General features: G+C 40.5%; 24 protein-coding genes. 19 read left to right on the top strand and 5 right to left on the bottom strand.

Annotation, left to right across the window (positions count from 1 at the left end; all coding sequences use genetic code 11):
- Nucleotides 1-324: 324 nt before the first annotated feature.
- The 3 genes from I6F41_RS04465 to I6F41_RS04455 all read left to right on the top strand — a co-directional run bounded on the left by I6F41_RS04465 (nucleotide 325) and on the right by I6F41_RS04455 (nucleotide 2029).
- Complete coding sequence (locus I6F41_RS04465) at nucleotides 325-645, top strand: HI1450 family dsDNA-mimic protein (protein ID WP_011327414.1); 321 nt, start codon at nucleotides 325-327, stop codon at nucleotides 643-645.
- Nucleotides 646-724: 79 nt separating this feature from the next.
- Nucleotides 725-1507: a DUF481 domain-containing protein gene (locus I6F41_RS04460; RefSeq protein WP_086995029.1), complete on the top strand. Its 783-nt coding sequence runs from the start codon at nucleotides 725-727 to the stop codon at nucleotides 1505-1507.
- A 45-nt stretch (nucleotides 1508-1552) separates the two neighbouring features.
- Nucleotides 1553-2029 carry a hypothetical protein gene (locus tag I6F41_RS04455; protein WP_197107753.1) on the top strand — a complete coding sequence of 159 codons (477 nt, stop codon included), beginning with the start codon at nucleotides 1553-1555 and terminating at the stop codon, nucleotides 2027-2029.
- Nucleotides 2030-2096: 67 nt separating this feature from the next.
- Here the strand turns inward: I6F41_RS04455 and I6F41_RS04450 are convergent, their stop codons facing one another.
- The gene (locus I6F41_RS04450) at nucleotides 2097-2582 is read right to left on the bottom strand and encodes an FKBP-type peptidyl-prolyl cis-trans isomerase (protein WP_011327417.1); all 486 of its coding nucleotides are present in this window, start codon (nucleotides 2580-2582) and stop codon (nucleotides 2097-2099) included.
- 12 nt (nucleotides 2583-2594) lie between these two features.
- Nucleotides 2595-3506, bottom strand: coding sequence for a tRNA-modifying protein YgfZ (gene ygfZ, locus I6F41_RS04445; RefSeq protein ID WP_197107751.1), 912 nt, complete (start codon nucleotides 3504-3506; stop codon nucleotides 2595-2597).
- Nucleotides 3507-3670: 164 nt separating this feature from the next.
- Between ygfZ and I6F41_RS04440 the strand changes: the two genes are divergently transcribed.
- The gene (locus I6F41_RS04440; RefSeq protein ID WP_011327419.1) at nucleotides 3671-3922 is read left to right on the top strand and encodes an FAD assembly factor SdhE; all 252 of its coding nucleotides are present in this window, start codon (nucleotides 3671-3673) and stop codon (nucleotides 3920-3922) included.
- 40 nt (nucleotides 3923-3962) lie between these two features.
- A complete protein-coding gene (locus I6F41_RS04435) occupies nucleotides 3963-4331 on the top strand; it encodes a hypothetical protein (RefSeq protein ID WP_197107761.1) in 369 nt (122 codons plus the stop codon).
- Here I6F41_RS04435 and nadB read toward each other — a convergent pair.
- The gene (nadB, locus tag I6F41_RS04430) at nucleotides 4309-5916 is read right to left on the bottom strand and encodes an L-aspartate oxidase (protein WP_011327421.1); all 1608 of its coding nucleotides are present in this window, start codon (nucleotides 5914-5916) and stop codon (nucleotides 4309-4311) included. The two genes, I6F41_RS04435 and nadB, sit on opposite strands and share 23 nt — an antisense overlap.
- 244 nt (nucleotides 5917-6160) lie before the next feature.
- Between nadB and rpoE the strand changes: the two genes are divergently transcribed.
- The 10 genes from rpoE to pdxJ all read left to right on the top strand — a co-directional run bounded on the left by rpoE (nucleotide 6161) and on the right by pdxJ (nucleotide 14725).
- The gene (rpoE, locus tag I6F41_RS04425) at nucleotides 6161-6742 is read left to right on the top strand and encodes an RNA polymerase sigma factor RpoE (RefSeq protein WP_011327422.1); all 582 of its coding nucleotides are present in this window, start codon (nucleotides 6161-6163) and stop codon (nucleotides 6740-6742) included.
- A 1-nt stretch (nucleotide 6743) separates the two neighbouring features.
- Nucleotides 6744-7361 carry a sigma-E factor negative regulatory protein gene (locus I6F41_RS04420; protein WP_197107750.1) on the top strand — a complete coding sequence of 206 codons (618 nt, stop codon included), beginning with the start codon at nucleotides 6744-6746 and terminating at the stop codon, nucleotides 7359-7361.
- Between the two features lie 4 nt (nucleotides 7362-7365).
- On the top strand, nucleotides 7366-8319 hold the full coding sequence (locus I6F41_RS04415; protein WP_011327424.1) for a MucB/RseB C-terminal domain-containing protein: 954 nt from the start codon (nucleotides 7366-7368) through the stop codon (nucleotides 8317-8319).
- Nucleotides 8320-8339: 20 nt separating this feature from the next.
- Nucleotides 8340-8789: a SoxR reducing system RseC family protein gene (locus tag I6F41_RS04410; protein WP_011327425.1), complete on the top strand. Its 450-nt coding sequence runs from the start codon at nucleotides 8340-8342 to the stop codon at nucleotides 8787-8789.
- 122 nt (nucleotides 8790-8911) lie between these two features.
- Nucleotides 8912-10702 (top strand): translation elongation factor 4, encoded by a 1791-nt coding sequence (lepA, locus tag I6F41_RS04405; protein ID WP_011327426.1) that lies wholly within the window; start codon nucleotides 8912-8914, stop codon nucleotides 10700-10702.
- Nucleotides 10703-10718: 16 nt separating this feature from the next.
- Entirely contained in the window at nucleotides 10719-11654 is a 936-nt protein-coding gene (gene lepB, locus I6F41_RS04400; RefSeq protein WP_011327427.1) for a signal peptidase I, read from the top strand.
- 2 nt (nucleotides 11655-11656) lie between these two features.
- Nucleotides 11657-12334, top strand: a complete 678-nt coding sequence (gene rnc / locus I6F41_RS04395) for a ribonuclease III (protein WP_041454353.1) — start codon at nucleotides 11657-11659, stop codon at nucleotides 12332-12334.
- The gene (gene era / locus I6F41_RS04390; protein ID WP_011327429.1) at nucleotides 12324-13256 is read left to right on the top strand and encodes a GTPase Era; all 933 of its coding nucleotides are present in this window, start codon (nucleotides 12324-12326) and stop codon (nucleotides 13254-13256) included. The genes rnc and era overlap by 11 nt, the downstream gene beginning before the upstream one ends.
- Before the next feature lie 22 nt (nucleotides 13257-13278).
- Nucleotides 13279-13971, top strand: a complete 693-nt coding sequence (gene recO / locus I6F41_RS04385) for a DNA repair protein RecO (protein WP_011327430.1) — start codon at nucleotides 13279-13281, stop codon at nucleotides 13969-13971.
- 22 nt (nucleotides 13972-13993) lie between these two features.
- On the top strand, nucleotides 13994-14725 hold the full coding sequence (gene pdxJ, locus I6F41_RS04380) for a pyridoxine 5'-phosphate synthase (RefSeq protein ID WP_011327431.1): 732 nt from the start codon (nucleotides 13994-13996) through the stop codon (nucleotides 14723-14725).
- A gap of 135 nt (nucleotides 14726-14860) precedes the next feature.
- On the opposite strand, the gene I6F41_RS04375 is transcribed toward pdxJ, so the two are convergent.
- Complete coding sequence (locus I6F41_RS04375; protein WP_086995046.1) at nucleotides 14861-15229, bottom strand: VOC family protein; 369 nt, start codon at nucleotides 15227-15229, stop codon at nucleotides 14861-14863.
- A gap of 62 nt (nucleotides 15230-15291) precedes the next feature.
- Nucleotides 15292-18048 (bottom strand): two-component sensor histidine kinase BarA, encoded by a 2757-nt coding sequence (gene barA, locus I6F41_RS04370; protein WP_197107748.1) that lies wholly within the window; start codon nucleotides 18046-18048, stop codon nucleotides 15292-15294.
- A gap of 102 nt (nucleotides 18049-18150) precedes the next feature.
- Between barA and rlmD the strand changes: the two genes are divergently transcribed.
- The 4 genes from rlmD (at nucleotide 18151) to I6F41_RS04350 (ending at nucleotide 24236) form a co-directional block, all read left to right on the top strand.
- Nucleotides 18151-19476, top strand: coding sequence for a 23S rRNA (uracil(1939)-C(5))-methyltransferase RlmD (gene rlmD / locus I6F41_RS04365; protein ID WP_011327434.1), 1326 nt, complete (start codon nucleotides 18151-18153; stop codon nucleotides 19474-19476).
- Nucleotides 19477-19484: 8 nt separating this feature from the next.
- Entirely contained in the window at nucleotides 19485-21641 is a 2157-nt protein-coding gene (relA, locus tag I6F41_RS04360; protein ID WP_197107747.1) for a GTP diphosphokinase, read from the top strand.
- Nucleotides 21642-21643: 2 nt separating this feature from the next.
- Nucleotides 21644-22441, top strand: a complete 798-nt coding sequence (mazG, locus tag I6F41_RS04355; protein WP_197107746.1) for a nucleoside triphosphate pyrophosphohydrolase — start codon at nucleotides 21644-21646, stop codon at nucleotides 22439-22441.
- Between the two features lie 160 nt (nucleotides 22442-22601).
- Nucleotides 22602-24236, top strand: a complete 1635-nt coding sequence (locus I6F41_RS04350; protein ID WP_011327437.1) for a CTP synthase — start codon at nucleotides 22602-22604, stop codon at nucleotides 24234-24236.
- Nucleotides 24237-24331: the final 95 nt, after the last annotated feature.

The raw sequence follows: 24331 nt of genomic DNA, 5'->3' as shown, positions 1-24331 counted from the left end.
ATTGACTCTTTGTTGCCTACATGGATGTAGGTAAGGGGCGTGAGCAGGACGCGGAAGCTTTGCTCGGTTTTTACTTAGCCCACTAGGTTACAAACCTCGCGCCGTGATTAAATCGCCCCTAGTTTGAACAAATTTTAATCCGCAAAGGTCAACAGACCCTAAAATAAAATGAATTTATTACTCAGCGGCAGGTCTCAATTGATTGATTTTACTTATAACAATTAAGAGACTGAAGAAAGTCAGTTTTTTCAGCGTTTTTTTCTCAAAACAACGATAACTTTTGGTATTATGATCATACTTTAAAAGCTCAAAGGTTAACTACTCATGTCAGGCCCGCGTTTATACACAGAAGAAGAAGCAACTCATCAAGCGTACGATATTTTTTTAGAATTGGCACCAAGCAACCTGAATGAGCAAGACGTTGAGACTTTTAATCAATACAGAGAAGAACTTGGTTTTATTGAAGAGGGCGAGCCCGATGAGCAATGGCAGGATTTTGTTGCTCTAGAAGTTGAAGCTGATCATTTTTTGCAGGTGTTAGTAGGCTTAGAATTTGAAAATGACGATGTATTATTCGCTAAAATTTTAATTAGCCGTGATAAAGACGCGCCTTTTTGTCACATTTTATGGAAAGAGACTGAGTAACTCAGTTTTAGTTAAAGTTGTTTTATGATCACCTACAAGAGAGAGTGTTTTGCGTAAGTTTTTATTCTTAATTTTTTTAATGGTTTGCCGCCCAAGTTGGGCTGTCGATCCTTTTGAAGATTTTCATGAATACGGACAACTCTCGGATGAAGAAATTCATGATTTACATAAAGGCGAAATGCTTTACGGCGACACCGAATTTGGTTTTATATTAAGTAAAGGCAATACTAATTCGACCAGTTTTAAACTCAAAGGTAACCTTTATCAAGATTTTGAAAGCTGGCGTAATCAATTTAAAATAGATTCCTTATACAAACGCGATCATAACGATGACACCGGAAAGTCTGATGTGACCGCTAACCGGGTGTTTATATCAGCGCAAGGTAACTACAAAGTAGGCGTTAAGAATTCCTCATTTTTTATTTATGGCGATTACGAAGAAGATAAATTTAGCGGTCTAGCGTTTAAAAGTACAGTAGCAACAGGTTATGGTGCGCGCGTTTACCAAGGCGTTAAAAATAAAGTTGATATTGATATAGGACCTGGTTTGTATCGCTCTGTGGCTGAGGAGCAGTCTGATGTTAGCGAAGATGATAAAAACAAAGTAGGTTATTTAGTGCGCTTTGCTATGCAATGGGAGCGGTTGGTTTCTGAGCGAACGCGCTTTAACCAAGATGTAAGTATAGAGCAGTCTTTGTCGGGGCTTAATTCACGATTAAAATCAGAAACAGCCTTGATCAGCCAAGTAATTGGTGGGGTATCACTTAAGTTTGCTTATATGTATCGTTATAATTCCAAACCTGAAGAAAATAAGCTCAAGTTTGACTCAGAGCTCAGCGCAACATTAGTTTATAGCTTTTAAGTTGTTTTATTTTTAATCGTATCGTTATTTAATTTTGAGAGTGTTATGTATCAGCATAAGCAGTATGCGCTATTTATATTTTTTGTATTAGCCTGGATTGGCGGCTTTGTAGCCCTTGCCTGGAATTTAATTGGGGCTGATGGCCCACTTATGGTGTTTGCCGGTATTTTAGTGCTGGTGGGTTTTTTGTTTCATGGCTTAACCGTAAAAGTAAATGACACTCATATTAGTTGGGCATTTGGTCCAGGTGTTGCTGGGCAAAGTATTGCACTTGCAGATATTGCAGAAGCTAAAGCGGTGCAAAACTCGTATCGTCATGGGATTGGTATTCGTATTACCCACGATGGCTGGATATATACAGTGTCTGGTTTTAGTGCTATTCAACTTACCCTTAAAGATGGCACTTTATACAGAGTGGGTACTAATGATCAGCAAGGCTTACTCACAGCGCTTGAAGGTAAAATAGCACCTGCAGAAACACTTAAAGCAGCTTCCGATGATGTTAAACCTGCTGCGGTTTAAATGTAATTAAATTGAGTTTAGTAACAAAAAAAGCGCCTTAGGCGCTTTTTTATTTGCTTAGGGCATTTTAGTGGTCGTGACCACAACCGCCTTCACCATGTACATGACCATGGCTTAGTTCTTCTTCGGTTGCATCGCGTACTTCTAAAATTTCTACATTAAAGTTAAGCGTAATACCAGCCAGTGGGTTATTACCATCTACAATAACTTCTTCGTCTTGAATGTCGATGATCATGACTGATTGATCGCCATCATCGGTTGATGCACGAAACTGCATACCCACTTCAATTTCCATGCCTTCAAACATTTCTTTAGGCACAGCTTGCATTAAGTTGTCACTACGTTCGCCGTAACCTTCATCAGGTTCAACTTTTACGCTTAACGTGTCGCCAGCTTGTTTGCCTTGCAGAGCATTTTCTAGGCCTGAAATTAGATAGCCGGTGCCAATAATAAAAATTAGTGGTTCGCCATCGAACGAGTTATCAATGGTATTGCCGTCATTATCTAATACCGAATAATGCATTTTTACCACTTTGTTTGCTGCAACGATCATAGTCAGTCCTATTTATTCATCTTCAAGAGAGTAGGGTAGAGGAAGAATGTTTAGCTCTACCGAAGGAGTGTGTTTTGCACGAAGTACCTGAGTAACATCAGTATCGTTTGGCAACACTACAAGGCCAGTAAGTGTTTTAGTTTGTTCATTAAAGCTCTGGCTGATAAGTTTACCAGCGCGGCGCCAGTTTTCGCCTAGTTGTCTTTCTAGATCCAACTCAGTAAGTAACCCATCGCTTTGCCCTGAAACGATATACATAGCACGCTTATTTTTACCTAAGTATTTCATTCGCGCTACGGTTTCTTGCCCTGCGTAACAGCCTTTTTTAAAGCTAATGCCACCTATTGCTTGCAAGTTAACCATTTGCGGCACGTATTCACCAATCGCTTGCTCATTAAGCTGTGGCTCGCCGGCTAAAATAGCAGCTTGTTGCCATAGCATATCGTTTTCAAGCGTTACTACGTTATCAGGCAAGTTAAATTGCTCATCTACCATTAGTAAAAGTCGATTGCCGGTAAGCTTAAGAGCTTTACCATGGCTAAAATCGCATGCAGTGTCTTGCGCCGCAAATTCGATATTAAGTTGTGTGAGTAACTCAGTAAAGTCGTCGCTAATTAAGCCAATTAATCGCTGTGGTGCTACGTTAATGTCTACTTTAGCAAATACCGCATATTTTTTTAACTCGGCTAAAGAGCACTCTACTTCAGCCTTAGAGCCAATTAAATAGTAATGATCTTGATGAGAAAATAATTTAAACACGCCCCATAACTTACCTTTGGCGCTACAGTGCCCGGCCCAAAGATAATTGTTGTTGGTTAGCTTGTTGATATCCTGAGTGATTTGTCCGTGAAGATAAGATAATTTATCTGCGCCAGAGAAGCTAATAAGCTGATGAGATAAAGCACACGCATGAACAATCGACATAAACACCTTCTTTGACTATTTAATGAGGTAACATAATAACGTAGATACAACCTTGGGTACAGCAGCTAACTCTGTACGGGTTTTTATTATTTTAATAAGTGATTAAGAGCTGCTAAATTAATTGGTATTTGTTAAACTCAGGTCAATTAAATATGAGGTTTAAAATGACTGAAATTCATAGTAAAGCACGTATCCGTTGGGCTTGTCGCCGTGGCATGCTAGAGCTAGATGTATTGTTTATGCCCTTTGTAGAGGATGCTTTTGATTCACTTAGCGTTGAACAGCAAGCTATTTTTCAGCGTTTACTTACCGAAGAAGATCCTGACTTATTTGCTTGGTTTATGGGCCATAAAGAATGTAAAGATGAGCAGCTCAACAGCATGGTGCAACTTATTTTAGACCGAGTTCGTGTATAGGTTTACAGTTACAGCAAACAAAACAGACCATAAATCTATTGTGGTCTTTTTTTGTGTTTTAACATTATTGCTGTGCTTATTTTTAAGCTCACTTGAGGCAATCATTTTTTGCATAGTTGTTAACTTTGTAGCAGCCATACTTGTATGGCTAAAAATGCAGGCAGTACAGCCACTTGAAGGCGTTATTATTTTAGCCCCAAAGCAGTTTAGGTTTGAAAATAACACACGGTTAATTCAAGGCGAAATAAGTGCTAAAAGCCGCTTAATTGGCAACGGTGTTTGGCTTTATATTAAGGGTTTTAATAACAACTATTGGCTGATTATTACAGCCAATAGTGTTGATGTACAAAGCTATGCGCGCCTAAAACGCGCCACACTTAATGCAATTAACGCTGTGGAGTTAAAATAGTAGGTGTTGGATTAGCGTTTTGCTCTGGATAATCAATAGTGTAGTGCAGGCCACGGCTTTCTTTGCGCTCAAGTGCACTGCGAATAATTAGTTCGGCAACTTGTACCAAATTACGCAGCTCTAACAAGTTATTACTAACTCTAAAGTTAGCGTAATAGTCATGTATTTCCTGCTGTAACAACTCAACTCTATGTAGTGCACGCTCTAAGCGTTTGGTTGAGCGCACAATACCCACGTAGTCCCACATAAACAACCTTAGTTCATGCCAGTTGTGAGTAATCACTATTTCTTCATCTGAATTAGCTACGCGGCTTTCATCCCAGTGCGGCAGATTAATGGGCTCTGGTGCATGTTCAATTTTGCTTAAAATGTCTTTTGCAGCCGCATGGGCAAACACAATACACTCTAGTAATGAGTTACTCGCCATACGATTAGCACCATGTAAGCCGGTATAAGCAACTTCACCTACTGCATATAAGTTATCTAAATCGGTTTTACCATTAAAGTCAGTCATTACTCCACCACAGGTATAATGCGCTGCAGGTACAACAGGAATAGGATCTTTGGTAATATCGAGCCCGACACTTAGGCACTTTGCATATATAGTGGGGAAGTGCTCAATAATAAAATCTTTATCTTTGTGACTAATGTCTAAAAATACGCAATTGGCACCCAAACGTTTCATTTCAAAGTCGATAGCGCGAGCAACAATATCGCGAGGAGCAAGCTCTTCACGCTCATCAAACTCGTGCATAAATCGGCTGCCGTCGGGGCGTCTTAAATAAGCGCCTTCACCACGCATTGCCTCGGTAATTAAAAAGTTTTGTAATTCAGGGTGGTACAAACTGGTTGGATGAAACTGGTTAAATTCCATGTTCGCCACTCTACAACCCGCACGCCATGCCATAGCAATACCATCACCACTGGAGACATCAGGGTTTGAAGTATACAAATACACTTTACTAGCGCCACCTGTAGCTAAAGCAACAAATTTAGCCGCAATTGTTTCTACTTTTTTGGCGTTTTTATTCCATACATACATGCCATTTATATGCGAGCTGGCTTTATTGCCGCTTTTATCTGTAATTAAATCAATGGCGTTGTAATGCTCTAACAGGGTGATGTTTTTGTGGGCTTGAACTTGGCTGATTAATGTAGTTTGTACGGCTTTACCAGTAGCGTCGGCGGCGTGTAAAATACGTCGGTGGCTGTGGCCGCCTTCACGCGTTAAATGAAAACGCTCTTTACCATGGCTATCCAGCTCTATATCAAACGGTACGCCTTGATTAATTAACCATTGCAAACAATCGTGGGCATTACTAGCGGTATAGTGCACTGCTTCTTTGTCGCATAAGCCACCGCCCGCATCGAGCGTGTCTTGCACATGTGATTCTATACTGTCATGTTTCTTATCAAATACCGCGGCTATACCACCTTGGGCATAGAGTGTGGAGCCTTCAGTGAGTGCTCCCTTACTGATTACGGTAACGTTACAATAGTTAGCTAAAGATAAGGCAAGTGATAAGCCCGCTGCGCCGCTACCGATAATAGCGACATCTGCAATGTGATGTTTATTTTGGTTCATGTCAGAGGTACTTTGCGGTTACAATGCCCATATAGAGCAATGTTTGTTTTCAATAGTGGTAGTTGTATCATATTTGCCATCATACCAAGTAGTAATTTTGGCTCTAACTACGGTTATTTACGACTATTTAATAAAAAAACAATATAAAGCAGAACTTTTTATTCATGTAAGAGTCAGAGTATCTGTGAACAATGGCGACACTATGAATGATAAGCAAAAATTAGACACAGGAGTACCGGCTCGAATGAGCGAGCAGGATCAAGATTTAGCGCTAGTAAAAAGGGTTCAGCAAGGAGATAAAAACGCCTTCAACCTATTAGTAAAGAAGTATCAAAACAAAATTGCCGGTTTGATCTCACGTTATGTGTCAAATCAGGGTGATATTGCAGATGTAGCACAAGAAGCGTTTATAAAAGCTTATCGTGCGCTTCCTAACTTCAGGGGCGATAGTGCCTTTTATACTTGGTTGTACCGTATTGCAGTAAATTGTGCTAAAAATTATTTAGTAGCTCAGGGGCGTAAACCGCCAGCAAGTGATATAGACGCACAAGATGCCGAATTTTATGACTGCGCGGACTCAATGCGTTCTAACGCATCTCCTGAAAATTTACTGCTGAGCGAAGAAGTACGCGCTGTTATTTTTAATACGATTGATAGTTTGCCTGAAGATCTTAAAACCGCAATCACCCTCAGAGAAATTGAAGGGATGAGCTATGAAGAAATAGCTGTGGTAATGGATTGCCCAGTCGGGACGGTACGTTCGCGTATATTTCGTGCCCGTGAGGCAATTGATAACAAATTAAACCCATTAATAGGCGAGTCTTAGTATGATAAAAGCACACGTTAACAGGTTAGATGACGAATCGTTATCTGCATTACTTGACGGCGAGCAACAACTAGCAGATGCAAAAATTGCAGAGCAAGACGTTGCTATCTTTGGCCGTTATGCGTTAATTGGTGATGCAATGCGAGCTCAAAAAGATCACAGCGATATTCATATTGATATTAGCAAGCGTGTTGCGTTAGCACTCGAAAGCGAACCAGTATATGCAGATTTCAGTCAGTCTAAAGCGCAATCTGCGCCGCAAAGTGATACTATAAACGACAATAAAGTTGTGGCATTTAATTGGCGCAAGCCAGTGGCACAACTTGCGATTGCAGCAAGTGTTGCTATGTTTGCTATTGTAGGCGTAAATATGTTGCCACAGGGCGATGGCGCGCAACAAAGCGAAATTCCATTGCTGCAAACAACACCTTTTACAGGTACTGCATCACCAGTGAGTTATTCATCGGAGCCCGCGCTTAAAAACGCAGAAAATGGTTTGCGTGAATTGCAGCAGCAACGTATTGGCGCACTTGTTTTAGAGCATCAACGCCAAGCTCGTGTTGCACATTCATTAGAGGCTGCGCAAACGGATGCAAAAAAACCAGAGGAAAACAACTAATTAAATGAAAGTAATTACTTTTATTCTGTCGCTGGCAATCAGCTTTAATACCTTTGCCAGCGACACCAATCCTGCCAAAGATTTACTGCTTAAAATGGCTAATGCCGTTCATACCCGTAACTTTGACGCCTCGTTTGTGGTTGTTAAAGGTAAAACCATGGAACCCTACCGTTGGTTACATGCAAAACAAGATGACATTGAGATAGAACACTTAAGTTTACTCAATGGCGCGGGCCTAGAAATGGTACGCGTTGACAACCAAGTTACTTATTTTGAGCCGCAATCAGAGCCTTATTCACTTACAACTGATTCAATTGCAGGGCCAATTCCTGAAGTACTGTTTAAAAACGTTGAGCGTTTAAGTGGCCATTATGACTTTGTACTTGGTGGAAAAGGGCGTATATCAGGACGAGCAGCTCAGTTAGTACGTATAGAATCTAAAGATGAAGACAAATATAACTACTGGATTTGGCTTGATATGGAATCCTCTTTATTACTAAAAGCGGCCTATGTTAATCATCAAGGCGAAGCTTTAGAGCAACTGCAACTTACCCACATAAGTGTTACAGAGCAGCCTGCTAGTATGTTGCTGGAAATACTTAATCGCAACTTTCCAACCCCGTTACCAAATAACTCACTCGAAACATTGGACAGTAATACGGCAAAAACGTGGAAAATAGACTGGTTGCCAGCAGGCTTTGAATTATTAAAATCAGACCGCCATAAATTAGATTTAAATAATGAATTAACCGACTACTATTTATTTTCAGATGGCTTTGTAGAAGTGTCGGTATTTATACAAAGACCTTTGCCGGGTAAGCGCTTAAGTGGCTCACTCACCTCTGGGGCAACCACAGTTTATGTGCACAACGGAGGTAATTTTGATGTTTCGGTGGTGGGTAATATTCCTAGTTTAACGGCCAAAAAAATTGCAGAGTCGGTGACCCGCGCATTATAAACGATTTATAAAGAGTTGTTATGATAGAACAAACCTTAAAAGTTGTGGCCCTTAGTGGCCACATTGCACATTTAGAGGCACAACAAAAACAAGCATGCGAAGGCTGTAATGGTCGTTGTGGATCGCAGGTGTTTAGTAAGTTATTTGGCAGTGCTAAAAAAACCTTTCCCTATAAATTTGACACGCCCGTAGTGGTGGGACAAAAAATTACCTTGTCGCTCGATGACAGCCACGTTGTTAAACACGCATTTACTGTATATATGTTGCCGCTATTTTTAAGCCTAGGCTTTGCGCTAGTTGCCGCTGAATTACTGTTAGTTACCGAAGGATGGCAAATTTTAGCTGCTGCTTTGGGTGGCGGTATTGGCTTTTTAATGGCTAAAATGTGGGTTAAATCATTCAGGCATGATATCAAAGTGATAAAAATTCATCCAATTAGCCTTCCTTTAACTCAAATAGATGGTGATTGATGCCAATTAAATGTAAAATTGCCCGCTTACGCCACAACAACTTGAAAATATAAAAACAAATATTTTCAAGTTGTTTAGGTATATCTACTTAGTCCATTAAAATAGAGTTTAGAATCCATTTTATGAAGCATATCCGTAATTTTTCGATCATCGCCCACATTGACCATGGTAAATCGACCCTTTCAGATCGTTTGATCCAAGTTTGTGGTGGTTTAACCGACCGTGAAATGCAAAAACAGGTTTTGGATTCAATGGATATTGAGCGCGAACGTGGTATTACCATTAAAGCGCAAAGTGTAACCTTGAATTATAAAGCCAATGACGGCGAGATCTACCAGCTTAACTTTATCGACACCCCAGGGCATGTTGATTTTACTTATGAAGTATCACGCTCATTAGCAGCATGTGAAGGTGCGTTACTCGTTGTAGATGCTGGTCAAGGTGTTGAAGCACAAACACTGGCAAATTGTTACACTGCCATTGAAATGAACTTAGAAGTTATTCCTGTACTTAATAAAATAGATTTACCACAAGCCGATCCGCTTCGTGTGGCTGAAGAAATCGAAGATATTATTGGTATTGATGCCCTAGATGCAGTGCAATGTAGCGCTAAAACTGGCGTTGGTATTGCCGAAGTACTTGAAATGATAGTTAAAGATGTACCGCCACCGGTTGGCGATAAAGATGCTCCTCTTCAAGCACTTATAATTGACTCATGGTTTGACCCATACCAAGGTGTTGTATCATTAGTGCGCATTAAGCACGGTGAACTGCGCGCGGGCGACAAAATTAAAATCATGTCGAACGATCACGTACACACAGCCGATCAGGTAGGTGTATTTACACCAAAGCAAACTAACACAGGTATTTTAAGAACCGGTGAAGTAGGCTTTGTAATTGCTGGTATTAAAGAAATACATGGTGCACCTGTTGGCGATACTATTACTCATCAAAAAAATGCGGCACCATTGCGTTTACCTGGTTTTCAAAAAATAAAACCACAAGTGTATGCAGGTATGTTCCCAATTGCTTCTGATGAATATGAATCGTTTCGTGATGCGCTTAATAAATTAAGCTTAAACGATGCGTCGTTATTTTTCGAACCAGAGAACTCAACAGCACTTGGTTTTGGTTTTCGTTGTGGCTTTTTAGGCATGCTACACATGGAAATTATTCAAGAGCGTTTAGAACGTGAATACGATATTGATTTAATTACCACAGCACCAACCGTAATTTATGAAGTAGTGACTAAAAAAGACGGGACTTTCCAAATTGATAACCCATCTGATTTACCTGCGGTAAACGATATTTTAGAAATTCGTGAACCGATTGTAGAAGCCAATATTTTAGTGCCGCAAGAATACTTAGGCAGTGTTATTACCTTGTGTGTTGATAAGCGTGGCATGCAAACTAAAATGTCATATCATGGTAAGCAAGTTGCGGTAACTTACGAACTGCCTATGGCAGAAGTAGTTATGGACTTTTTTGATAAGTTAAAATCAACCAGTCGTGGCTTTGCATCGCTTGATTACAACTTTAAGCATTTCCAAACATCAGATATGGTACGTGTTGATATTTTAATCAACTCAGAGCGCGTCGACGCGCTGGCGATCATTGCTCACCGCGATAGTGCGCAATCACGTGGTCGCCAATTAGCCGATGCACTAAAAGAGCTAATTCCACGTCAAATGTTTGATATTGCGATTCAAGCAGCTATTGGCGGACATGTTATTGCCCGTACTACGATAAAACAGATGCGTAAAAACGTAATTGCTAAGTGTTACGGCGGTGACGTGAGTCGTAAGAAAAAGCTACTTAAAAAGCAAAAAGATGGTAAAAAACGCATGAAGCAAGTAGGTAACGTTGAAGTGCCTCAAGAAGCGTTTTTAGCTATTTTAAAAGTTGGTAAATAAAAACAAAGGATTATAAATGGCTGGCTATTTTTCAGTTTTATTGGTGCTATTAACCTTAGGCTCAGGTCTAATATGGTTAATAGACCACTTAATGTTTGCGCCGAAACGAAATGCGCATTTGGCTATGGCAGAGGCTTCTGCTGGTGGTAAATTAGATGAAGAAACTGCCGCATTAATCGCACCAGAGCCTATGCTTACTGAAACAGCAAAGTCGATTTTTCCGATGATTGCTGCTATCACTATATTTAGATCGTTTATGTTTGAACCGTTTCAAATACCTTCAGGTTCAATGATGCCTACTTTATTAGTAGGAGATTTTATTTTAGTGCAAAAGTATTCGTACGGGATTAAAGACCCTGTATGGCGCAGCCAATTAGTTGATGTAGGTGAGCCTGAGCGTGGTGATATTATTGTTTTTAAATACCCGCTAGACGAAAAGGTCGATTTTATTAAACGCACAATAGGCTTGCCTGGCGATAAAATTGTTTATCGTGATAAGCGTTTATATATTCAACCAAATTGTAAAGCTGGTGAAACCCAGCAGGGTGAGCTGCTTTGTAATGAATTTAATAAAATTGATTTTAAATTAATTAATGATGACGAATTTAAGCAAGGCTCAATGGCATTAGCGCGTTTAAATGAAAACTTAACTACGTTAAACCATGATATTTTAATTAACCCTCAGGCGCCTGAACGTAAAGGGCGTTATTATCAGCAACCAGGTACACCTACCGATGAATGGGTTGTTCCTGCTGATCATTATTTTATGATGGGTGATAATCGCGATAACAGCCAAGATAGTCGCTTTTGGGGTTTTGTGCCAAAAGAAAACTTGGTGGGTAAAGCTGTCTTTATATGGATGAGTTTTGAATTTGATAATGGCCCAGATGACATTTTACCAGGATGGGTTCCAACTGGTGTTCGTTTTGAACGCCTAGGTAATATTCAATAGCAATGAAAAAAAATGTAACAGAACTATACAAAACAATAGACTACATATTTGCAGATCAAGGCTTGCTTGAGCAAGCAATGACGCATCGTAGTCATAAAGGTCAGCATAACGAGCGACTAGAATTTTTAGGCGATTCAATTTTAAGCTTTGTGATTGCAAATGCGCTGTATGCTAAATTTCCTAAAGCGCGTGAAGGCGATTTAAGCCGTATGCGCTCTACCTTAGTGCGTGGTCAAACATTGGCTGAATTTGGCTTAGAGTTTGGCTTAGGGGATTATTTACGCTTAGGTCCAGGCGAGCTAAAAAGTGGCGGCTTTCGTCGCGAGTCAACACTTGCCGATGCCGTAGAGGCGATTATTGGCGCTGTGTTTTTAGATTCGGATATTGAACGCTGTGGCGAATTAATTTTATCTTGGTATGAAGAGCGTTTAAATGCTATTTCACCAGGGCTTAATCAAAAAGATCCTAAGACCCTGCTGCAAGAGCATTTGCAAGCTCGTAAACTATCGTTACCGGGCTATACAGTTGTTGATACAAAAGGCCAGGCACACAATCAAACATTCACGGTTGAATGTATTGTTGATGGCATGGATAGCATTATTTCTGTTGGTAGCTCGCGTCGTAAAGCCGAACAAAAAGCTGCTGAAAAAGCATTGAAGATACTTAAAAATGAACCTTGATACCTTAATACAACCACACGATGGCGATATAGATACGTTTTGTGGCATGATCGCAATAGTAGGGCGCCCTAACGTAGGTAAATCTACTTTACTTAATAAAATTATTGAGCAAAAGGTTAGTATTACCTCACGTAAGCCACAAACCACACGCCACCGTATTATGGGTATTCATACCGAAGGTAAGCATCAAGCTGTTTACGTTGATACACCTGGGCTACACGTTGAAGAAAAACGTGCTATTAACCGCTTAATGAACCGCGCAGCATCTAGTTCAATTGGTGATGTAGAGCTTATTATATTTGTAGTTGAAGGCACCCACTGGAATGCCGATGACGACATGGTACTTAATAAAGTATCGCAAAGTGGTAAGCCGGTATTATTGGTGATCAATAAAATAGATTTAGTAAAAGATCGCGACCTAGTACTGCCTCATATGAAGTGGTTAGGCGACAAGTTTGACTTTATTGGTATTATGCCAGTGTCGGCTGAGCAAGGTAAAAATATCGACTTGATCAAAGCTGAAGTAACTAAACGCCTTCAGCCAAGTGAATTTTATTTTCCAGAAGACTACGTAACCGACCGTTCAATGCGCTTTATGGCAGCAGAAACCATTCGTGAAAAGCTAATGCGTTTTATGGGCGAGGAGCTACCGTATTCTGTTACTGTTGAAATAGAGCAGTTTAAATGGCAAGAAAACGGTATTTGGCATATCAATGGTTTAATACTCGTTGAGCGCGAAACACAAAAGCGTATGGTGATTGGTAATAAAGGCGAAAAGCTAAAAACCATTGGTCGCGAAGCACGTAAAGATCTTGAAGAAATGCTCGATAATAAAGTGTTTTTAGAGCTTTGGGTTAAAGTTAAATCGGGTTGGGCTGATGACGAGCGCGCATTAAGAAGCCTAGGTTATGGTGAAGACTAATAATCTGCTAGCAGTTTAAATTATGGATAGCGACTTCTACAGAGCGTATTTATTACATCGGCGTCCTTATAGTGACTCCCAAGTAATGCTTGATATGCTAGTAGAAGGCGTTGGCCAACTTAGAATGCTAGCCCGTATTAGTGGCCGCCAGGCCACTAAACATAAAGCGCAATTACAACCTTTCCAAGCCTTGTTGGTACATTACAACGGCAAGTACGATTTAAAATACATCAACAAATTTGAACTGCACGGAACGCCACTTTTTTTAAAAGGTGATGAGCTTTATTGCGGCTTTTATTTAAATGAATTAACTAATCGAATTGTGCCAATTAATGAACCGATTGATCAGGTTTTTCAGCTTTATAATACGCACTTAAAAAACCTTAATAGCGGTGCTAATTTACAAGCAGTACTGCGTTCTTACGAATTTCAACTATTAGAACTATTAGGTTATGGCGTCGATTTTAGTTTTGACGCCAGCGGTGAACCCATAGATGAAAAGCGAACGTATAGCTATTTTGCAGAAGTTGGCTTTTTAGTACAAGACGATCCGCGCTCTGGATTTAGCGGTTTGCAACTTAATGCCATAGCTAATCATGACTTTAGCCAAGCAGATGTGCTATATATGGCAAAGCAATTAAGCCGCTACTTATTAAAGCCACTACTTGGTAATAAACCATTAAAAAGTCGTGAGTTATTTGCGGCCTCTCAATAAACGTAATTTTACAGGTAAAATAATGAAAGATATTCTTTTGGGTGTAAACGTTGATCATATTGCAACACTTCGCCAAGCACGTGGCACTAGCTACCCTGATCCAGCACATGCAGCAAGTGTAGCTGAGCATGCAGGAGCCGACGGTATCACTATTCATTTACGTGAAGATCGCCGTCATATTCAAGACCGTGACGTGTATGTAATGGCTAAAACCATACAAACACGCATGAACCTTGAAACAGCCGTAACCGATGAAATGATCAATATTGCACTTGAGGTAAAACCTGAGTACGTATGCCTAGTGCCAGAAAAACGCGAAGAGCTAACCACCGAAGGCGGACTTGATGTGGCGGGTAATCTTGAAAAAATTACCGCAGCAACAAAAACCTTGAGCGACGCAGGTATTAAAGTTTCGTTATTTATTGATGCCGATAAAGCGCAGCTAGATGCAGCTAAAGCAACAGGCGCTCCGTATGTTGAAATTCATACCGGTGCTTATGCAGATGCTACAACCGATGAGGCAATAAGCAAAGAGCTTGAACATATTCGCCAAGGCGTTAAATACGCAGCCAGTATTGGCTTAATTGTCAATGCGGGCCATGGTTTGCATTACCATAATGTAAAACCAATTGCCGCAATGGAAGAAATTTATGAGCTTAATATTGGTCACGCCATTATTGCTCGTGCCGCCATTGATGGGCTAGATAAAGCCGTACGCGATATGAAACGCTTAATGCTTGAAGCGCGTGCCTAAAGCCTCGCTTTAAATAAGCTACTTGAAGCTTCTTGCTACTTAGTTATATTAGGTGCATGGAGCTTCTAATTTTGAGCCCGGCTGTTATGCAAGTTAGCAACTAGCTTGGGTGAGTACAATTAAAGCCACTAAAAGTTAAGAATACACTGCCAAAATAGCGCCACTTGGATCGCGAATAATAAAATAGCTTTCGCCACCATATTCAGTCGGCCCTTTAATAATTTCGCCTCCTAACTCCAGCGTTTTTTGTGCGCTAAGCTGAGCATTTTCTACGCGAACATACATTAACCACTGTGCTGGTAAATCGGCGTTATCGCCCTTAGCATGGCAAATGCCTGCTATTGTCCCTTGTGCGTTATTCATATTAAAATCATTGTAACTGCCCATATCTACAGGCTCTTTTTGCCAACCAACAACGTGTGCATAAAAGTCGCTGATTTGCTGTGCATCAGCCACAGTAAGATCGCGCCATTCAATACTACCAATTACTTTGTTATTGCTCATAAAGTCTCTTCCTGTTTATTGTACTGATGGCGCAATAGCTATCGTTTTATAGTTTCGAGCCTTTAATCTTTAGCATCAAGTAGTAAGTTCTCTAGCTCGTCTTGTAGTTCAAATAACTCAGGTTCAATAGTGGCTAATACGCAGTTACTTTTTAACGCGGTTTCGATTGTTTCGGCCAGCGACTTTAATTTAGGTACGCCAGTGTAGCAACACGCACCATGTAACTTATGAATAATGCTCAGTACTTGTTTGCAGTCTTCATCGGCAATAGCTTGTGCTAATAGGCTAAGTGTTTCGGGCACGCTGAGTAATAACATATTGAGCATTTCTAATGCCAGCTCACTTTTACCGCCAGCATGTTGCAGTGCTATGCCCCAATCAAGGCGCACACTCTTAAAAGGGGGCGGGCTTTGTGGCATGTTTTTTAGTTTATCGCGGCTAACCGGTAGTTGCGGGCTGTGATCGCAAATAATTTGATTGAGCATGTCCTCATCAATCGGTTTAGTTAAATAGCCTTCAAAACCGTCTTTTAATAACTGCTCTTTTTCGCTGTGCAGTGCATGTGCGGTTACGGCAATGATGGGCGTATCTTCGTTTAATGATGATTCTTTAATTAACTTACAGGCAGTAATACCATCCATAATTGGCATTTGTATGTCCATAAATATTACGTCGTACTTATGGCTTTTACTTAAACTGTAAGCTTGCGAGCCATTGTGCGCTGTGTCTATTAGCTCAACCTGCTCATTAAGTAAGGTGTAAATTAATTTTAAGTTAGCGTCATTATCGTCAACTACTAATACTTTTAACGGCAAGAGTGTTTGCTCATTTTGCTCAATGTTGTGCACCGGGTGATCTAATCGATACGGCGCGGCAAGTAGTTCACACAATTTACGATGGTTAAGTGGTTTACTTAAGCAGGCATCAGCGCCACTGCCAATAAAGGCTTCACGCATACTATGCGATACCGTGTTGAGCATTAAATATAAATAGTCGGTTGATTCACGCACCGCTTTTACATGAGCCTTTAAACGCTGCATATCGTTAACCGAGGCCATATCACCAATGATACAAATATCATATTGCTGCTCTTTATTGTCGATTGCAGCTAAAAATTCTGCATCGCTAAAGCAGCCGGTCACACTTATTTGCCATTCGTTAAGCAAAGATAAAACAGCATGATGGGTGTGCTCGTGTGGCTCTAAATATAAAACATGCTTACCGAGCAAAGGTTTAGTTGGTAAGTCACTGGCAAACACATGATTAGGCAGTCTAAATACGCCATTAAAGGTAAAGCAGGTGCCATTACCAGGGGCTGAGTTAAGTGTAATTTTACCACTCATGGCCTCTACAATATGCTTGGTGATAATTAGCCCCAAGCCAGTGCCACCAAATTTACGGGTAATACTTGAATCGGCTTGGCCAAAGGCGGTAAATAATGCATCTTGCTTATCAACAGGAATACCTACGCCTGTATCGGCCACTGAAACTAAAATTGAGGTGCGCTCATCATCGAGTAGTCTATGGCTAATGTCGACTTTTATAGCGCCTTTTTCGGTAAACTTAATTGCGTTACTTAATAAATTAATTAAAACTTGTTTTAATCGCGTAGGATCACCGGTTAGGTGATCGGGCACTTGCGGGCTAATATAAATAGACAGCTCAAGCTGCTTATCATGGGCGCTTGGGGCTAACAGCGTCATTACTTCGTTAACGGTATCGCGCAACTGAAACTGAATAGACTCAAGTTCCATAGCGCCCGCTTCTAATTTTGAAAAGTCTAATATATCGCTAATAATGGTCATTAAACTATTAGCCGACAGTTCAATGGTATCTAAGTAATCTTTTTGGTTTTTATTTAATGGCGTTTTATGCAGCTGACGCGTAAAACCAATCACGCCATTTAAAGGGGTGCGTAGCTCATGACTCATTTTTGCCAAAAAGTCAGATTTAACTCGGTTGGCATCTTGAGCTTCTTTTTTTGCCATAGTGAGCTGAATATTTTGCGTTTCGTACTGCTCTAATGTTTCGCGGTAATCACTGGTGGCTTGATCAATGTTTTTTTGCATTTCATCTTTTTGCATCACCATAGAGTAAGAAATAGTATTTAACCCTTCGCGGAGTAACTCAAACTCACCAATCATGGACTCGTTTAAACCAGTTTCTCTTTTACCTTCTACGAGCCTATCGGTTGCCAGTACTAATTTATTAAGAGGGGTCATAAACATATGGCTAAGTTTAAGTGCTAAAATAGCAGCCAGTACTAGGGCTAGTATAATAACAATACCACTGACCAGTAAGGCTCTTTGCTGGCCAATAACCGCTTGATCTCTATTTAACTGTAATACCACAGTTCCTAGTGAGGTTTGAAATATCGATTTATCCCATTTTGTATCAGGACTTGTGTGATTAATAATGGGTGTAAAAAAGGTAATTAAATCATCTGTTTTATGGACTTGAGTGGCATTAAGATTATTTAGTTGCTCGTTGTTGAGCAAGTCATCAAACGAGCGATGATAGTTACTGGTTATTATTAGCTTATTATTGTCGTCAAATAATGCAATCGCCTTTACTACCGGGGAGTGCTTATTGTGTGTATAGCTAATGACACGATTTAGTAATTGTTTGTTTTTTTCAAGTAATGGCTGCTCAAGCGCAATAGCAAGGGGCTCTGAAATAGTCGTCCCTTGTTGATATAAAATTTCATCAAGCTCAATGTAACGATTTATTGTAAAATAACCACCGAGTAACAATCCAATGATCACCGTGGGGATCAGAGTGAGTGTTAAAACAGAATCGCGTAAGCCTAATTTAGTCATATTGGGAGCGTTATTATTGTTATTAGCATGCTCAGAGTATATACGGATAATGAGGTATTCTGCAATTGGAGTCGATTCATCAAATGTTTAAGGTAATGCCTAATGGCGCAAATATTTAAAGCAACAAAAAAACCGCTAAAACAACAGTCTTTAGTGCTCGATATCACCGCCATGGATCACCATGGTCGCGGCATAGCTAAACATAATAATAAAGTGTGCTTTGTAAGTAATGCTTTGCCAAACGAGCAAGTAAAAGCCACCATTATCGCCGACAAAGCGCGTTATAGCGAAGCGCAAACGCATAAAGTATTACAGGCGAGTGAATATCGCGTAGCGCCGTTTTGTGAGCATTATAATCAATGTGGTGGTTGTCAGTTGCAGCATTTAGATAGCAGCCAACAGGTAGTCGAAAAGCAAATAGCAGTGAGCAAATTATTTGAAAAGTTTGCCAAGCTTGATGAATTAAACTGGCAAGCACCCTTATTAAGTAAAGCCACTCATTACCGACGAAGTGCTCGTTTAGCGGTAATGTTTGATAAAAAAGCAAAAAAAATGCATGTAGGCTATAGAGCAAGTGGCTCTAAAAGTATTATTAGTATTAATGAGTGCCCAGTACTAAGTGAAGTATTTGCAAATGTATTTACTGTATTTGATAACTTAATTAATCAACACAAGGCATTGCACAGTGTATCTCACTTGCAATTGTGCCAAGGCGATGAGCAAAACTTTGTTATTATTCGCCACACAAAACCTATTTCAGAGGATATAAAAGCACTGGTAGCACAAAGTGCCGCTGAGCAACAATGGCAATTAGTGTGGCAAAGCGAAAGTGAAGTGATTGAACACTCACATTTAGCCATGCCATTTTATGCACTTGAAGAGTTAGGGTTAAAGTTTGAATTTGGCTTAAATAACTTTATCCAAGTTAATGCTAGCGTTAATCAAGCAATGCTTAAACAAGCACAAAATTGGCTGGCACTAAAAGGCGACGAAAACGTATTGGATTTATTTTGTGGTATTGGTAACTTTTCACTAGTGCTGGCAAAACAAGCAAAAACAGTAATTGGTGTAGAAGGGGTTGCTTCAGCGGTTGCAATGGCAACGCAAAATGCGCACACTAACTCAATCACTAATGCTCAATTTAATTGCTTTGATTTAACAAATAAAATTGAAACGGCTTCGTGGTTTAATAAAAATTTAGATGTACTGGTGTTAGACCCCTCACGTACTGGGGCAATAACGGTATTAGAACAACTTCCTTTAAAGCAGTTTAAAACTATTTTATACGTCTCATGCGACCCTGTTACTTTAGCCCGTGACAGCGCTATTATTTCGCAAGCAGGCTTTGAACTGCATAAAATTGGGCTAATGAATATGTTTCCGCACACCGGACATATTGAAACTATGGCGTTATTTCAACGGAGGTAAAGCGCATTATGGTAGCTACACGTCAATCACATCAACAGGATGAAACCGGGGACTTTGCTAGTCGCTTAAAGTTGCTTGCTCTGTCGGCAGAAAAAGTAGAGCTGCTTAATAAAGCACAGGCACTTTGTTTAGCGTGTGACAATACCACCCGACAAAGCACTGCCATTGAAATGGTCGAAATTTTAGCCGAGCTTAATCTTGATGCAGACTCATTAGCTACTGCTTATTTAACGCCGTATTTTATAAATAACTTAGTCACCCTTGAAACTGTTGAAGAGCAGCTAGGTAGCAGTATTGCGGTATTGCTAAACGGGGTCGCACAAATGGCGACTATTAGCACTTTGGCGCATCAAGGAAAAGGCACGGTACAGGTTGATAATATTCGCCGTATGTTACTTGCTATGGTAGAGGATGTGCGCGCGGTTGTTATTAAGTTAGCAGAGCAAGTATGTCATTTACGCAATGTAAAAAATGCCGCAGAAGAAGAGCGCGTTATTGCCGCCAAAGAAACCGCCGACATTTTTGCACCACTGGCAAACCGCTTAGGTATAGGGCAATTAAAGTGGGAGCTTGAAGACTTATCGTTTAGGTATTTACACCCCAATATTTATAAAAACATTGCCAAACAGCTTGATGACAAACGCTTAGCGCGTGAAGCCTACATGGAAGACATGGTAGCGCAAGTTAAAAGGCGCTTAAGCGAGGCGGGCATAGAAGCTGAGGTTTACGGGCGACCAAAGCATATTTACAGCATTTATAAAAAAATGGCGCAAAAAAACTACGAGTTTGATCAACTGTTTGATATTCGTGCAATGCGTATTGTGGTGCAGCGCCTGCAAGATTGTTACGGCGCACTGGGCATAGTGCACACTAACTGGCGTCATTTGCATAAAGAGTTTGACGACTACGTAGCCACGCCAAAGCAAAATGGCTATCAGTCTATTCATACCGTGGTATTTGGCCCCGAAGGCAAAACGGTAGAGATTCAAATTCGCACTAGCGATATGCACCAAGATGCCGAGTTGGGTGTTGCTGCGCATTGGATGTATAAAGAAGGCGCATTGCCAGGGCGAGGCTCAGGTTATGAGCAAAAAATTAGCTGGTTGCGTAAACTATTACAATGGCAAGAAGAAGTGGTTGATGGTAGCGACCTAGCGCAAGAGCTTAAAAACCAAGTGGTAGAAGACCGTGTATACGTATTTACCCCCCGCGGCGATATTTTTGATTTACCACTGGGAGCAACACCATTAGATTTTGCTTATTATATTCACTCTAATGTGGGGCATCGTTGTATTGGCGCTAAAGTATTTGGCAAAATTGTGCCATTTACCCATCAGTTAAGCACCGGCGATCAGGTAGAGATTCTTACCCAAAAACAGCCAAACCCCAGCCGCGATTGGTTAAACCCGTCATTAGGCTATATAAAATCATCGCGTGCTAGAGCAAAAATACACCATTGGTTTAAACAGCTCGATCGCGACAAAAATCTTAGTGCCGGTAAAGAAATACTTGATAACGAACTGCAAAAGCTCGATTTAAATTATAGAGACTTAGCACCCGCTATTAAGCGTTTTAACTTTAAAGAGCTCGACGATTTAATGGTCGCCATTGGCGCAGGCGATATTCGCCTTAATCAAATGCTTAACTTTGTTACCGATCGCCCCGAAGAAGAGCCGGTAATACGCTTTAAAACCCCAACAAAAGTAACCGGCGATAATAACGGTATTGTGGTTGACGGCGTAGGCAGTTTAATGAGTCATGTTGCTAAATGTTGTCGTCCGGTTCCGGGGGATGAAATTATTGGCTATATAACGCAAGGGCGCGGTATTGGTGTACATCGTGATGATTGCGACTCGTTTGATAATTTAAAAACTCAGCACCCAGAGCGGGTTATTTCTGTAAGCTGGTCAGACGATATTCATAACTCCTATGCGCTAAGTATTAGAATAGAAGCCAGCGACCGCTCAGGTTTAATTCGCGACATAAGTGTAGTGTTAGCCAACGAAAAAGTGAATGTGCTAAATATGAATGTAAATACCGTTGATGATAATCAAATTGCTATATTTACTATGCAAATAGAGGTACACGATCTGTCGGGTACTAATAGAGTGCTTTCTAAGTTACACCAAATTGAAGGTGTACACAGTGCAAAGCGAGGGCAATAAATATGGCAGATAACGCCGCGCTTGCGCAACTACTAAATATAATGAAAACGCTAAGAGATCCTGAGCTTGGTTGCCCCTGGGATCGTAAGCAAACTTTTAGCTCAATAGTGCCGCACACTATTGAGGAAGCGTTTGAAGTGGCCGATTGCATTGAATCGGGCAATTTAGGTGAGCTTAAAAATGAACTTGGCGATTTACTCTTTCAAATTGTGTTTTATGCTCAACTTGCAAATGAGCAAAAACTATTTGATTTTAACGATATAGTGACACAATTAAACGCTAAACTTACGCGCCGCCATCCTCATGTGTTCGACAAGCAAACAGCGCTAAGCGATGCTGAGCTTGCAGCGCAGTGGCAAGCAATTAAGGCACAAGAGCGCAGCGCTAAAACTGCAAGCGCTACATCTTCGCTGTGGCAAGATATTCCCGTTAATATGCCAAGCTTAAGCAAAGCTAAAAAAATTCAGCAGCGGGTAGCAGCTCTTGGTTTTGATTGGCCAAGTTACCATGGTGCATTGGATAAAGTGAGCGAAGAAGTAGACGAAGTAAAAGAAGCACTCGCTCACAATCCGTATTCAGATCATAGTGCAGAAGAGCTGGGCGATTTACTGTTTGCTACAGTAAACGTTGCGCGCCATATAAAGCGCGACCCAGAGCAATTACTGCGCAGCGCCAGCGACAAGTTTTCAACTCGCTTTGAAAAAGTCCAAGCTTATTTAAATGCCCAAGGTAAATGTTTAGAGTCTGCCACACTTGATGAGATGGATGCAGCATGGGATGAGATCAAAAAAGTCAAATAGTTTGTAGTAAAATTATGGCTGTTTTTTGTGCTTACAATTTCTAATTTTAGCTGGATTGATTGGCTATGCTTTGGTACAATTTCTCCCCGTCCTGTTTATATTCCAAAATCACTTGTTTGGGTATTATATTCCTTTTAATTCCTGATATTCTAGGGTTCGCATGAGTACAAAATTTATCTTCGTTACCGGCGGGGTTGTTTCTTCGTTGGGTAAAGGTATTGCAGCAGCATCATTGGCAGCTATTTTAGAGGCCCGTGGCTTAAATGTTACTATCTTAAAGCTGGATCCTTACATCAACGTTGATCCAGGCACAATGAGCCCAATTCAACATGGTGAAGTATACGTTACAGAAGACGGCGCAGAGACCGATCTAGACTTAGGTCACTATGAGCGCTTTATTCGCACCAAAATGACAAGTCGCAATAATTTTACACAAGGTCGTGTATACAAAGATGTATTACATCGTGAGCGACGTGGCGAGTACCTTGGAGCAACAATTCAGGTAATTCCACATATTACCAACGATATTAAGCAACGTGTTTATTCTGGCGCTGAAGGTTATGATATAGCACTTGTTGAAATTGGCGGTACAGTGGGTGACATAGAGTCACAACCATTTTTAGAAGCAATTCGTCAAATGGGTACAGAAATAGGCCGTGAGCGTGCGTTATTTATTCACTTAACGCTAGTACCATTTTTAGGCCCTGCAGGCGAAGTGAAAACTAAGCCAACGCAGCACTCGGTTAAAGAACTACGTTCAATTGGTATTCAACCAGATATTCTTATTTGTCGCTCAGATCGTAAGCTGCCAAGTAACGAACGTGCAAAAATTGCATTGTTTACCAACGTAGAAGAAAAAGCGGTTATATCACTACCAGATGTAGACAGTATTTATAAAATTCCTGCGCTATTAAAGTCGCAAGATTTAGATTACTTTGTATGTCGTCGTTTTCATTTAGATGTCCCTGAAGCTGACCTTGTTGAATGGGAACAAGTACTTTATCAAGAGTCTAACCCTACAGGTGAAGTAACTATTGGTATGGTAGGTAAATACATTGAATTACCAGATGCGTATAAATCTGTAAACGAAGCATTAAAACATGCCGGTCTGAAAAATCGTTTAACGGTAAATATTCAATACATTGACTCACAAGACTTAGAAACCAAAGGCGTTGATTCGTTAGCTCATCTAGATGCTATTTTAGTGCCTGGTGGTTTTGGTGGTCGTGGCGTTGAAGGTAAAATATTAGCGGCTAAATACGCGCGTGAAAACAAAGTGCCTTACTTAGGTATTTGTTTAGGTATGCAAGTGGCGTTAATTGAATACGCTCGTAACGTAGCCGGCCTTGTTGATGCAAACTCAACTGAATTTAACGCACAATCTGCAAGCCCTGTAGTTGGCTTAATTACCGAATGGCTAGATGCTGAAGGTAAAGTAGAGCAGCGTGATGAAAAATCAGACTTAGGTGGCACTATGCGTTTAGGCGCACAAAAATGTCATTTAACACCGGGTTCTAAAGTGCATGCAGTATACGGTAGCGATGAAATAGTAGAACGTCATCGTCATCGCTACGAAGTTAATAATAACTTTGTAGAGCAGCTAGAAAAAGCAGGTTTAAGCTTTACTGGTTTATCAGAAGATAAAAAACTAGTAGAAATTATTGAAAACAAAGATCACCCTTGGTTTATTGCAGCGCAATTCCACCCGGAATTCACTTCAACACCACGCGATGGTCACCCGCTATTTGAAGGGTTTGTAGCTGCGGCTCACATCCACCAAAAAGCGTCTTCGTAATATTAATAGGCCGTGCATATTGCACGGCTTATTTGTTTTAAATGCCAACCAAATTAGTTTAAATTAAGTTGGCAGTAATTCACCATTTTGGGAAT

It is taken from the genome of Pseudoalteromonas sp. SCQQ13, from assembly GCF_015864415.1.
In the GTDB taxonomy this organism is placed as follows: domain Bacteria; phylum Pseudomonadota; class Gammaproteobacteria; order Enterobacterales; family Alteromonadaceae; genus Pseudoalteromonas; species Pseudoalteromonas nigrifaciens.
The sequence above is the reverse complement of the archived record's forward strand: the minus strand, read 5'-3'. Positions and strand labels throughout refer to the sequence as shown.